General features: G+C 71.4%; 12 protein-coding genes. 5 read left to right on the top strand and 7 right to left on the bottom strand.

Translation table 11 applies throughout. The annotated features are described in order from the left end of the window. Positions 1-26: 26 nt before the first annotated feature. Positions 27-518: an NUDIX domain-containing protein gene (locus tag ACQP03_RS02500; RefSeq protein ID WP_357123791.1), complete on the top strand. Its 492-nt coding sequence runs from the start codon at positions 27-29 to the stop codon at positions 516-518. A gap of 3 nt (positions 519-521) precedes the next feature. Here ACQP03_RS02500 and ACQP03_RS02495 read toward each other — a convergent pair whose 3' ends face one another. After that, positions 522-1,556, bottom strand: coding sequence for an aldo/keto reductase (locus tag ACQP03_RS02495; RefSeq protein ID WP_433460096.1), 1,035 nt, complete (start codon positions 1,554-1,556; stop codon positions 522-524). A 125-nt stretch (positions 1,557-1,681) separates the two neighbouring features. On the opposite strand from ACQP03_RS02495, the gene ACQP03_RS02490 reads away from it, so the two are divergent. After that, positions 1,682-2,314 carry a TetR/AcrR family transcriptional regulator gene (locus ACQP03_RS02490; RefSeq protein WP_357123785.1) on the top strand — a complete coding sequence of 211 codons (633 nt, stop codon included), beginning with the start codon at positions 1,682-1,684 and terminating at the stop codon, positions 2,312-2,314. 204 nt (positions 2,315-2,518) lie between these two features. Here the strand turns inward: ACQP03_RS02490 and ACQP03_RS02485 are convergent, their stop codons facing one another. Next, on the bottom strand, positions 2,519-4,195 hold the full coding sequence (locus ACQP03_RS02485) for an MDR family MFS transporter (RefSeq protein WP_357123781.1): 1,677 nt from the start codon (positions 4,193-4,195) through the stop codon (positions 2,519-2,521). A 131-nt stretch (positions 4,196-4,326) separates the two neighbouring features. Continuing rightward, complete coding sequence (locus ACQP03_RS02480; RefSeq protein WP_363661009.1) at positions 4,327-4,869, bottom strand: type 1 glutamine amidotransferase domain-containing protein; 543 nt, start codon at positions 4,867-4,869, stop codon at positions 4,327-4,329. Positions 4,870-4,993: 124 nt separating this feature from the next. On the opposite strand from ACQP03_RS02480, the gene rfaE2 reads away from it, so the two are divergent. Continuing rightward, positions 4,994-6,790 carry a D-glycero-beta-D-manno-heptose 1-phosphate adenylyltransferase gene (rfaE2, locus tag ACQP03_RS02475; protein WP_357123775.1) on the top strand — a complete coding sequence of 599 codons (1,797 nt, stop codon included), beginning with the start codon at positions 4,994-4,996 and terminating at the stop codon, positions 6,788-6,790. Further along, entirely contained in the window at positions 6,787-7,662 is an 876-nt protein-coding gene (locus tag ACQP03_RS02470) for a glycosyltransferase (RefSeq protein WP_357123772.1), read from the top strand. Before rfaE2 ends, ACQP03_RS02470 begins: the two co-directional genes overlap by 4 nt. Here the strand turns inward: ACQP03_RS02470 and ACQP03_RS02465 are convergent. From ACQP03_RS02465 to ACQP03_RS02455, 3 genes are read right to left on the bottom strand one after another with little or no spacing between them, the layout of a single operon-like run. Next, positions 7,652-8,758, bottom strand: a complete 1,107-nt coding sequence (locus tag ACQP03_RS02465) for a glycosyltransferase family 9 protein (protein ID WP_363661011.1) — start codon at positions 8,756-8,758, stop codon at positions 7,652-7,654. The genes ACQP03_RS02470 and ACQP03_RS02465 overlap by 11 nt on opposite strands. An 8-nt stretch (positions 8,759-8,766) precedes the next feature. Then, positions 8,767-9,315 (bottom strand): Hsp20/alpha crystallin family protein, encoded by a 549-nt coding sequence (locus ACQP03_RS02460; RefSeq protein ID WP_357123766.1) that lies wholly within the window; start codon positions 9,313-9,315, stop codon positions 8,767-8,769. Further along, positions 9,312-9,812, bottom strand: a complete 501-nt coding sequence (locus ACQP03_RS02455) for a DUF2231 domain-containing protein (RefSeq protein ID WP_355049234.1) — start codon at positions 9,810-9,812, stop codon at positions 9,312-9,314. The genes ACQP03_RS02460 and ACQP03_RS02455 overlap by 4 nt, the downstream gene beginning before the upstream one ends. 165 nt (positions 9,813-9,977) lie before the next feature. Here ACQP03_RS02455 and ACQP03_RS02450 point away from each other — a divergent pair, with 165 nt between their 5' ends. Continuing rightward, positions 9,978-10,595, top strand: a complete 618-nt coding sequence (locus ACQP03_RS02450; protein ID WP_357123763.1) for a pyridoxamine 5'-phosphate oxidase family protein — start codon at positions 9,978-9,980, stop codon at positions 10,593-10,595. A gap of 25 nt (positions 10,596-10,620) precedes the next feature. Here the strand turns inward: ACQP03_RS02450 and ACQP03_RS02445 are convergent, their stop codons facing one another. Next, positions 10,621-11,466 carry an SGNH/GDSL hydrolase family protein gene (locus tag ACQP03_RS02445; protein ID WP_363661012.1) on the bottom strand — a complete coding sequence of 282 codons (846 nt, stop codon included), beginning with the start codon at positions 11,464-11,466 and terminating at the stop codon, positions 10,621-10,623. Positions 11,467-11,543 lie beyond the last annotated feature (77 nt).

Here is an 11,543-nt window from a genome sequence, read left to right as displayed (position 1 = left end):
TTGGGAACCCCCGTAAATTGTCGCGGGTGAGCATCTCTTGGGCCGACTCGTACGTGGGGCAGTTACGCGCGCTCGCCGGGGACCGGACGCTGATGTTCGTCGGCGCCCGCGCCGTCGTCAGCGACAACGCGGGCCGCATCCTGCTGATCCAACGCTCCGACAACGGCCAGTGGGCCATGCCCGCCGGGGCGATGGAGCTGGGCGAATCCATCGCCGACTGCGCGGTACGCGAGGTCCGCGAGGAGACCGGCCTGCGGGCGCTACGGGTCTGCGCGTTCGCGCTCTACACCGGCCCGGACCGGACCAGCACCAACATGTACGGGCACACCTACCAGGTCTTCACCACCGCCTTCAAGGTGGAGGAGTGGGACGGGCAACTGACCCGGGTCACCGACGAAACCACCGACGCGGGCTTCTTCGCCCGTGACCGCTTCCCGTCCCCACTCTCCGCGTCGGTCCTGGAGACCCTGGCCGACCTGGACGTCTTCGAGCAGACGAACCGACTGATCCTCAAGTAGGTCCTACTGCGGGTGGCGCATCCCGGCGAAGAACCCCTCCTGGATCCAGTTCGGGTACGAGACCGGCAGCTTCGTGGCCTCGTCCAGCTCGGCGAGATCCTGCTCGGTAAGGGTGAGATCCGAGGCAGCGATGTTGTCCACCAACTGCTCGTGCTTGCGGGCACCGACGATCACGCTGGTGACCGCCGGCCGGGACAGCAGCCAGGCGATGGCCACCCGGGCCGGGCTGACGTCGTGCCGCTGGGCGACGGCCTTGAGCACGTCGACAACCGCGAAGCCGTGCTCGGGGTCGAACGGCGTGAAACTGGTGTAGCCTGGCTGGGCGCTGCGCGCGCCGCTGTCGGCGACGGCACCATCCCGGCCCACCTTGCCGGAGAGGAAACCACCGGCGAGCGGGCTCCACACGGTCAGCCCGACATTCGCGTCGAGCGCCATCGGCACCACGTCCCGCTCCACGTCCCGACCCAGCAGCGAGTAGTACTCCTGCACCGAGACGAAGCCAGCCAGCTTCTCCCGCGCGGAGATACCCAACGCCTTCGAGATCTGCCAGGCGGCGAAGTTGGCGCAGCCGATGTAGCGGACCTTGCCCTGCCGGACCGCGTCGTCGAGCGCGCGCAGCATTTCCTCCATTGGAGTGACCTGGTCGAAGTTGTGGATCTGGTACAGGTCGATGTGATCGGTGCCCAGCCGGCGCAGGCTGTCCTCCAGGTTCTGCATGATGTGCAGCCGGGAGGTGCCGACGTCGTTCGGACCGGGCCCGGTACGCGAGTGCACCTTGGTGGCCAGCACGACGTCCCGGCGCCGCTTGCCGAGCGCCTGGCCGAGCAGTTCCTCGCTCTCACCGTCGCTGTAGCCGTCGGCCGTGTCGACGAAGTTGACGCCCGCGTCCAGAGCCGTGTCGACCATTCGCTGCGCCTCGGGCAGCGCCAGCGCGCCGAGGGTTCCCCACAGCGGGTGCCCGCTTCCACCGAAGGTCATCGCGCCGAGCGAGATCTCCGAGACGTACACCCCGGTGGTGCCCAGCAGTCGGTACTTCACCTGTGTTGCTCCTCGTGGTGGGTGCGGAGGCCGAGGTCAGGCGCTCCGTGGTCACTATGTCGGACAGTGTGTCCGGCAGCGAGCGTACGTCGCCGGGCCGGCCCTCGGCCACCTAGGATTTCGGCATGCCGTCGATCACCCGCCGCCGCCCGCGCAACCCCGATGGGCGGGCCGCCGTCGAGGCGCGGGTGCTGGCAGCCACCGAGCGGCTCCTGAGGGAGGGGGTGCGCTTCACCGACCTCGGTGTGCAGCGGATCGCCGCCGAGGCGGGAGTGGCCCGGTCGACCTTCTACATCCACTTCCGCGACAAGACCGAGCTACTCATGCGCCTCGCCGGCACGATGCGGGACACTTCCTTCGACCGGACCGGCCAGTGGGACCCGGCCGGTAGCGATGATCCGTTGAAGAGCCTGACCGAGGTCTTCACCGACGTAATCCGAATCTACCGGACATATGCCCCGGTGCTAGCGGCGGTCAGCGAGGTGGCCGCCTACGACGAGGTGGTGCGGGAGTACTGGTCGGGCGGACTGGAGCAGTTCGTCGCGCGCACCGCGAACGCCCTGCGGGCCGAGCAGCAGGCCGGACGTACCCCCGCCGACCTGGACGTGTCCGCGGCCAGCCGGCTGATCGTGATCGGCGGCGACCGCTTCCTCGCCGACCACGTCAGCACGACCACCGCGGACCCCGAGACGGACGCGGCGGCCGCGCGGGAACTGGCGGCGACCTGGTGGTACGGCGCCTACCGCCGCCCCGCCTGACCCTTCGGTGATGTTCCAGAAGTAGCTCTGACCCGAATGCGTCGGGGCGCGGACCTGCCAATGAGCGTGATGCCTGTGAGTCATCTTGATGACTCACAGGCATCACGCTCATTGGCAGGTTGCCGGCCGCCGCGGAGAGCTCCGGACCTCTCCGCCCCGAACCACCCGGCCGGCCGCCGAGGAGCGGTCCGGGCGACCGCGCGGTCAGATCATCGTCTGGGACTTGGCCTCCATGTCGGCGGCGGCCTCTTCCTTGGACTCGCGGGTCAGCGGCTTACCGCCCGGTGCCGGCGCCTCGCCGCCGAGCGGGTCGGCCCCGCCCTTGGCACCCTGCGGGCCGGCACCCCGCAACTCGCTGTTGGGCATCGCCAGGGTCACCAGCACCGCCACGATGGCGACGAGTCCGGCGGTCAGGAAGACCAGGTGCAGCGACTCCACGAACGACGCCTGGATAGCGGCCCGCACGGCACCGGGCAGCGCCATGATCGTCGCGGGGTCGTTGATCGAGATGTTCGTGCCGCCGCTCGCCGCCACCGCGGCCCGCTGTTCCGGTGGGAGCTGGGCGATCGCAGCGGGCAGCCGGTCGGCAAGCTGCGAGTTGAGCCGCGACGAGAGCACCGTGCCGAGGATCGCCACCCCGAACGAACCACCCAGCGACCGGAAGAACGTCGCCGACGAGGTACCGGCGCCCAGGTCGCGGACGGAGACCGCGTTCTGCACCGCGAGGACGAGCGACTGCATGCACAGACCGAGGCCGACGCCGATCACCACCATGAAACCGAACGCCACCCAGAGCGACGTACCCACCTGCAACCGGGTGAACAGCAGCATGCCGACCAGCAGGGTCGCCGCCCCGGCCACCGGGAACCACTTGTAGCGGCCGATCCGGCTCATCGCCCGACCGGTGACGATCGAGGTGACGATGATGCCCGCCATCATCGGCAGCATCAGCAGACCGCTGCGGGTCGGCGAGGCGCCCTTGACGATCTGGAGGTACAGCGGGATGAAGATGATCGACCCGAACATCACCAGACCGAGCACGAAGCCGGCCGAGTTGGCCAGCGCGAACGTGGCGCTGCGGAACAGCCGCAGCGGCAGGATCGGCTCGGCGACCCGCGCCTCCTGAAGCACGAAGAGCGCGGCCAGCACCGCACCGGCGACGAAGAGACCGATGATCAGCCCGGAACCCCAGGGGTACTCGTTGCCGCCCCAACTCAGCGCGAGCAGGAGGCTGCTCACCCCGGCCACCAGCAGGCCGGCACCGAGCCAGTCGATCGCGTGGTCCCGCCGCTCGAACGGGATCAGCCGCATCACGTGGTAGCAGACCACGATGGCCAGGATCGCGAGCGGCACGTTGATGTAGAAGATCCACCGCCAGTCGGTCTCGGCGAAATACCCACCGACCAACGGTCCCGCCACCGACGCGATGCCGAACACCGCGCCGAAGAGCCCCTGGTATCGGCCCCTCTCCCGAGGTGAGACCACGTCCGAGATGATCGTGAACGCCAGCGTCAGCAGACCGCCGGCGCCGAGCCCCTGGATGCCGCGCGTGATGATCAGCTGGGTCATGTTCTGCGACAGCCCGGCCAGCAGCGACCCGAGCAGGAACGTGCCGATCGAGAAGAGGAAGACCGGGCGACGCCCGTACAGGTCGGCCATCTTGCCGTACAGGGGCGTCGACGCGGTCGAGGCGAGCAGGTACGCCGTGACCACCCACGAGTAGTGGTTGATCCCGCCCAGCTCACCGACGATCGTCGGCAGGGCCGTACCGACAATCGTCTGGTCGAGGGCGGCCAGCAACATGCCGGTCATCAGACCCAGCATGAGCAGCCGGATCTGCTGGCGATTCAGCACCGGGGCAGCGGAGGCGTCGGCAGTCATACGCCCCTCTTTCCCGCACACCCCAGAACATGCGCGCAACCGCCGACCTATGCCGCGGTGATCAAGAGGTTTGCGTCACGACACGCCGGTCGGGATGACGCAAACCTCTTGATCACCGGGGAAATGGGGGGTTAGGAGGCGGCGAAGGATTTGGTGATTTGGGTGCAGAAGGCGGGGAGGTCGTCGGGGTTTCTGCTGCTCACCAGGTTGCCGTCTGCTACGCACTCCTCGTCCACCCAGGTTGCGCCGGCGTTGGTCAGGTCGGTGCGCAGGCTGGGCCACGAGGTGATCTTCCGGCCGCGCACCACGTCCGCCTCGATCAGCGTCCACGGGCCGTGGCAGATCACCCCGACCGGCTTGCCGGCCTCGAAGAACGCCTTCACGAACCGCACCGCGTCCGGATCCGACCGCAGGAAGTCCGGGTTCGCCACCCCTCCGGGCAGCACGAGCGCGTCGTACCCGGCGGCGTCCGCCTGGTCCGCGGTGACGTCGACGTCGTACGTCTTGGACTGGTCGAGGTGGTTGAAGGACTGGATGGAACCGGGCTTGAGCGAGACCAGCTCCACGGTCGCGCCGGCGTTCTCGACCGCCTCGCGCGGCTGGACGTACTCGACCTCCTCGACACCGTCGGCGGCCAGGAAGGCGATCCTCTTACCCTGCAATGTCGCTGCCATCTCGGTACATCTCCTCTCCGGGGTTCCTCAGTTCCCTTCCCGCGCCCTACCGCCCGAAACACCCCACGAGGGGCGTCACATCGGCCCAGGTTTGGCCCGGGGGCCGCTGGGGACCCGGGGAGGCATGGCAGGAGCAGCAGCGGAACAGCGCAGGCTCGCCACCGTCGTGGAGAGCTGGCTCGGGCGTCCGGTCCTGATCGTCGGTGACGCCATGCTGGACGAGTGGCGGTTCGCCGAGTCCGACCGGCTCTGCCGGGAGGCGCCCGCCCCGGTCCTGACCCTGCGTCGACGGATCTCCGCCGCCGGTGGGGCGGCGAACACCGCCGTCAACGTCGCCACCCTCGGCGGTCGGGCCGTGCTGGTGGCACCGGTCGGCGCGGACGTCGCCGGGGACGAACTGCACGACTGTCTGGACCGGGCCGGCGTCTGGGACCGTACCGTCAACCAACCTGGCCGACCCACCCCCGTGAAGCGGCGGATGCTGGCCGGCAACCAGATCCTGCTCCGGGAGGATTCGGGTGACCCCGACGACGCGCTCGACCCGGACGGCGTGACCCGGCTGCTCACGGCGCTGGACTGCGCCACCGAGGAGCTGCGCGCCGCCGCCGACGGCGAGGCGCCGACCCTGGTGGTCTGCGACTACGGCCTGGGGGCGCTGCCCGCGCCGGTCCGCGCGTGGCTGGTCGAGAACCGCGAGCGGTACGCCACGGTCGCGCTGGACGCCCACGACCTCGCCGACTGGCGGGGGCTCGCGCCGACCGTGGTCACCCCGAGCTTCGCCGAGGCGACCCGGTTGCTGGCCCGCGCCGGTGGCGCGACCCGTACGACGGCCGGCACCGACCTGCACCTGGAGCACCCCGACATCGATCCGGCCGACGGGCCGTCCGAGTTGAGCGTGGGGGCCGCCCCGGGCGGGGCCCGCGCCGACGACCGTCCCGGCCCGGTCGGCGAACCCACGCCGGGCGAGAGTCGGGTGGCCCTCACCGGCGACGGTCTGAGCGTCACCGGGACGGGCGTCACCGTGAACACCGAGGCCGGAGCGGGTGTGGACCGGGCCGTGCTGGCCGAGTCGCGCCTGGCGGAGTTGCACGCCCACACGGGGGCGGACGTGGTCGCGGTGACCCTGGACACCGACGGCGCGGTGGTCGGCGGCGCGGACGGCGAGCGGCGGCGCAGCCACAGCACCCCGGTCCCGGCGAGCCACGCCGTGGGAGCGGGAGACGCCTACCTGGCGGCGATGACCCTGGCCCTGGCCGCCGCCGCGCCGCTGCCCACCGCCGCGCAACTCGCCCAGCTCGCGGCCACGATCACGGTCTCCGACACCGGCACCTGTGTGTGCCTGCGCGACGACCTGCTCGCCGCGCTCGACATGCCGCCGGAGGCCAGCGGGCACCCGGCGGTGGTCGGCACCGACGAGTTGGACGCGATCGTCGCCGAACACCGCGAGGCGGGACGGTCGGTGGTGTTCACCAACGGCTGCTTCGACGTGCTGCACCCCGGGCACGTGCGCTACCTGGAGCAGGCCCGCGCCCTGGGCGACCTGCTCATCGTGGCGGTCAACTCGGACGGCAGCGTACGCCGGCTCAAGGGTCCGGACCGGCCGGTCAACCCGGTCGAGGACCGTGGCGCCCTGCTGGCCGCGCTGTCCTGCGTGGACCACGTGGTGGTCTTCGAGGAGGACTCGCCCGCCGCGCTGATCGAGGCGGTCCGGCCGGACGTCTACGTCAAGGGCGGGGACTACCCGCCCGAGCTGGTGCCGGAAGCGCCGCTGGTACGGCGGCTCGGCGGTCAGGTGCGGACCCTCGGATACGTGGCGGACCGGTCCACCTCGGCGATCATCGAACGGATCCGGTCCCACGGTCAGGACCCGTCGTCGTACGCCTCCGATCCGTCGTTGAGCACCCGTACCCAGTCGTCGTGAACCGGCCCCTCGCCCTCGGCACGCCGGCGGAGTTCCGCGTCGACCGGCTCGTCGACGTGCTGATCCCGACCCGTAACCGGCCCACCGAGCTGGCCGTCACCCTGGCCGGGCTCGCCGCGCAGGAGGGGGTGCCCGGCTTCGGCGTGGTGGTCAGCGACCAGTCCGACGGCGACCCGGCGTACACCCACCCGGCGGCGGCCACCATGGTTCGGGCGCTGCGGCACGCCGGCCACCCGGTGCTGCTGACCCGCCGGCTGCCGCGCCGGGGACTGGCCGAGCACCGCGCGTACCTGCTCGATGCGTCGGCCGCCCGGTACGTGCTCAACCTCGACGACGACGTCTGGCTGGAGCCGGGGGCGCTGCGCCGGCTGGTCACCGCGATCGAGGAGCTGGGCTGCGGGTTCGTGGGCAACGGCGTGCACGGTCTGTCGTACGTCGACGACGTCCGTCCGGACACGCACGGGCACTACGAGGAGTGGGCCGGACCGCCCGCGCCGGAGCGGATCCGCCCGGGCACCGTCGAGTGGGAACGCGCCCGGATCCACTCGGCGGCCAATCTGCTGCACGTCACCGCCACGGTGGGGCTGCCGCCGGGCGCGTGGCGGGCGTACAAGGTGTCCTGGATCGGCGGCTGCGTGCTCTACGACCGGGCCAAGCTCCTCGACTCCGGCGGGTTCGACTTCTGGCGTCGGGTGCAGGAGCGGCACCAGGGTGAGGACGTGGCCGCCCAGCTCGCGGTGCTGACCCGGCACGGCGGGGCGGGCATCCTGCCCAGCGGCGCCTACCACCTGGAGACCCCCACCACGGTCACCGAGCGGGACGTGGAGGCGTGGGAGGTCGTCCTCGCCGACGAGGGCTTAACTATGGGTTGAGCAGTTCGCGGGCCGCCTCGCGCACTTCGGCCACGGGGACGTCGGTGACGAACGAGTCGCGGTGCGGGCACTCGCCGTCGCCCGGTCGGTGCGGATAGATGCCGGGCGTGCAGTCCACCCCGCAGACCGGGCAGTGCACCATCCACGAGGTGATCGGCCGGTGCCGGCCGCGCAGCGGCGTCGCCGTATTGATCAGGTTGCCGACCCAGAAGATGCCCACCGTGGGCGTACCCACCGCGCCGGCCAGGTGCAGCGGGCCGGTGTCGTTCGAGACGACCAGCGCGCAACCGGCGTAGCAGCCGGCCAGCCCGCCGAGGCTGAGCGTGCCCACCTGCGGCCGGACCGGCGCACCGGCCGCCGCGACCACCCGGTCCACGACGTCCCGCTCCGCCGGCGTACCGGTCACCAGCACCTCGTAGCCGTCGTCGTGCAGCGCGTCCGCCACCTCGGCGAACCGCTCGGCCGGCCAGCGCCGTCGCGTGTCGCTGGCACCGGGATGCAACGCCACCCGGGGTCGCTCCGGCGGGCCGAGCACCCGCTCCGCCTCCGCCCGGTCGGCGTCGGTGACCGCCAGCGTCGGCACGATCGTGGTGGCCGGAGCGCCCACCAGCGCCACCGTCTCCAGGTAGCGGATCACCTCGTGCTGGTAGTACACGTAGCGGAGCCACCGGTCCAGCGGGGGCGCGTCCTCGGCGCGCAGCCCGACGGTCACCCGGGCGCCGAGCCGACTGATCAACGGGTTGGAGTTCGCGCCGCCACCGTGGAGCTGCACCGCCAGGTCGAAGCTCTCGTCCCGGGCCGCCGCCACGAAGTCGTCCACCGTCGAGGTCGACTCGTCGGCCACCGGCTCGCGGATGCCCGGCCCCGGCGGCACCACCAGCACCCGGTCCACCGGGCCGGGCCGGTCGCGCCAGAGCTTCGCGTGCCACGGCGCTCCGAGCAACACGATCTCCGCCGAGGGGTACGCGGCACGCAGCGCCTCCAACGCCGGGAGGACGAAGATGAAGTCGCCGAGCGCGTTGGCGCGCAGCACCGCGATCCGCCGCACGTCGTCGACTCGCCCGGCCGTCGGGCCGAGCAGGGACGGGGTGACCACCTGGCCCGCTACGGCCGGTCGATCTCGCCGACCGCGTCCGGGTGGTGCAGCTCCCGGTCCGCGGCGGGGTCGGCCGGAACCGGCGTACCCCCGGACAGGCCGCCGGAGCGCGGCCCGGTGCGGCCGACGGTGATGGTGCGCGGCGCGGGCCTCGCCGCCCGGGGCAGGCGGACCCGCAGCAGCCCGTGGTCCATCACCGCGTCGATGCCCTCCGGGTCGACCCGCGACGGCAGGTCGACGCGGTACTCGAAACCCCGGGTCTCGAAGCCACCGGGGATGCCCTGGTCGGCGTTGACCTCCGCCTCGGAGCGGCCCCGCACGCACAACTCGCGGTCGTCCAGCTCGACGGCGACCTCCTCCGGCGCGACGCCGGGCAACCGCACGACGACCTGCCAACCGTCCGCGGTCTCGGTCAGCTCGACGTCGGACGCCCCGGCCCGGCCGCCGACCAACCGGCTCAGCTCGGCGCGCAGCGACTGCAACTCGCCCATCGGGTCCCAGCCCTGCTGCCGGCTGCGCCACCCCCGACCGAAACCACCGGCCTGCTGCTCGGTCATCGCGCGTCTCCGATCCGCTGGGTGGTGGGTCGCAGTGAGCTGGGCGCGTTCAGATCGGCGTCGGGGTCGACGCCCACACCGAGCCGGTCGACAAGTTCGCCACCGAGCCAGGCGCTGATGCCGAGGATCGCCACCGCGACCACCTCGATGGCGATCAGCGCGCCGCCGGCAGCCCGCGAGTCCGCGTTGAGCCGGACCGCCCAGACGGCGGCGAAGAGCAGGATCACCGCGACGTTCGCGCCCGCGTGCAGCAGACCGACCCGCTTCGCGCGGGTGCCCGTCGGGATCGCCAGCAGGTCGAACGAACCGGCCGCCGCGGCCAGCAGGCCGCCGATCAGACCGACGGTGATGTTCCAGTACGCGACCTCGCCGAGGAAATCGGGGCCGCCAACGGTGTCGATGATGTCGAAGAGCACCGCCGTGACCAGCAACGCGACCGGGAACATGACAAGCATTGGATGGACTGGGTGACCCAGCACCTTGAGTCGGCTCTCCATGTCCCGGCCTCCACTGGTCGGCGCTCCTGCGGACGGTACGTGCGGCGGGCGTGTCGAGTGAGGCCGTACCCCCGGCTACCAGGGGCAAACCTCGATGGCCACGCGGGCCTAGGCTGGCGACGGTGGCGCGCCCGCCACCCTGGTCAACGGCTCAGGGAGGATCACGTGACGGTGGAGATCACCACGCACGAGGAACTACGCGAGTTGCTCGGGACGCCGCACCCCCGGGCCGCCAACAAGGACCGCCCCCGCCTGCACGAGCGCGACCGGCAGTGGCTCGCCGCCGCGCCGTTCTGCCTGGTGGCGACGGCCGGCGCGGACGGCACCTGTGACGTCTCCCCGAAGGGCGACCCGGCCGGGTTCGCGCTGGTGCTCGACGACACGACCATCGCGCTGCCGGAGCGGCCGGGCAACAAGCGGGCGGACGGCTACCGCAACATCCTGGACAACCCGCACGTCGGGCTGCTGTTCCTGATCCCGGGCCGCACCGACACGCTGCGCATCAACGGGCGGGCCCGCCTGGTGCGCGACGCTCCCTGGTTCGACGACATGGTCGTCAAGGGACACCGGCCGGTGCTCGCCGTGGTGGTGGAGATCGAGCAGATCTTCTACCACTGCGCGAAGGCGTTCCTGCGGTCCGCGCTGTGGCAGCCGGAGACCTGGCAGCCCGACGTGCTGCCGTCCCGCGCCCGCCTGATCAAGGAGGTCGAGGCGCCCGTCGAGAGCCTGGAGGAGCTGGAGAGGCACTACGGCCCGGAGTACGCCAAGAAGATCTACGTCTGAATCGGCGGCGACGAGCGGACACGCGTCACGAGTTGAGGTTCATCGTCCTGCAGGGGGTCCAGTCACCGACCGGATGGTCCGGCCGACGGCCGACCAGCCCACACGGCAGTGGCGCGAGCGGTACACCCAGCCGTGGGGCGATGGTGTTGTAAGCCAGCCTGCCCATCACGTCGTAGCCACCCGGTGTGGGGTGCACCCCACACTCGTCCAGATAGCCTTCGGGGATGGGCTGGTAGTCGATCCACGTCGGTACGCGGTCGCCGAACTCGTCGATGACCTTGATGCTGCGGTAGATCGCGTCGTTGACGACGGCCTCGCTCGCGGGGAGCCAGGCCGGGCTCGGGCCCGGTGGGGTCGTGCAGCCGGTCGTGCCATGGCCGGCGCTGTACTGCACCCACGCCGGGTACATGACGACGTCCGGGTCCATGTCCAGTGCGATGTCGAAGAGTGTCCGGTAGGTGCGCTCGAAAGCGGTGATCTGTGTCGCCGTGGCGGTCGACAGATTGTTGTTGGTCCCGCAGTTCAGCAGGATCAGGTCGGGCTGGTGCGTGCTGACGAGGTCCGCCATCCTTGTCGTCCAGTAGCCGCAGGTCGTACCCCCCACCGCCGCGACGGCGAAGGTGTGCGGGACGCAGTTCTCGGTGAGCAGTCGCCCCAACTCCGCACGGTAGGCAGCGCTCACCGAGCCGGCCATCGTCGCGCCCTCGGTGATCGAGTCGCCAACGGTCAGGATCTTCATCGTCGGCCGCGCTGGCGTGGGACAGGCGACCGCTGCGGCGTGAGCGGTCACGGGTGCTCCACCGGGCGCGGACAGAAGGGCCGCCACGAGGGCGAGTGCGATGGCGCCCAACAGCACCGGGCTGCGGTTCATCGACGCTCACCCGACGCCGAACCCACCGCGCGTTGCACCCCGTTCGCCGGGCAGGCGGGCAGGTCCGAGGTTCGGCG

This window comes from Micromonospora sp. CA-248212, from assembly GCF_050948405.1.
GTDB lineage: Bacteria > Actinomycetota > Actinomycetes > Mycobacteriales > Micromonosporaceae > Micromonospora.
Note: the sequence above shows the minus strand (reverse complement) of the source record. Positions and strands in the feature narration are given on the sequence as shown.

What these genes read in the sequence shown, in the direction of transcription:
- ACQP03_RS02445 (WP_363661012.1), bottom strand. Translation starts at nt 11,466, where the DNA reads ATGAACCGCAGCCCGGTGCTGTTGGGCGCCATCGCACTCGCCCTCGTG.
- ACQP03_RS02480 (WP_363661009.1), bottom strand. Translation starts at nt 4,869, where the DNA reads ATGGCAGCGACATTGCAGGGTAAGAGGATCGCCTTCCTGGCCGCCGAC.
- ACQP03_RS02485 (WP_357123781.1), bottom strand. Translation starts at nt 4,195, where the DNA reads ATGACTGCCGACGCCTCCGCTGCCCCGGTGCTGAATCGCCAGCAGATC.
- ACQP03_RS02490 (WP_357123785.1), top strand. Translation starts at nt 1,682, where the DNA reads ATGCCGTCGATCACCCGCCGCCGCCCGCGCAACCCCGATGGGCGGGCC.
- ACQP03_RS02455 (WP_355049234.1), bottom strand. Translation starts at nt 9,812, where the DNA reads ATGGAGAGCCGACTCAAGGTGCTGGGTCACCCAGTCCATCCAATGCTT.
- rfaE2 (WP_357123775.1), top strand. Translation starts at nt 4,994, where the DNA reads ATGGCAGGAGCAGCAGCGGAACAGCGCAGGCTCGCCACCGTCGTGGAG.
- ACQP03_RS02460 (WP_357123766.1), bottom strand. Translation starts at nt 9,315, where the DNA reads ATGACCGAGCAGCAGGCCGGTGGTTTCGGTCGGGGGTGGCGCAGCCGG.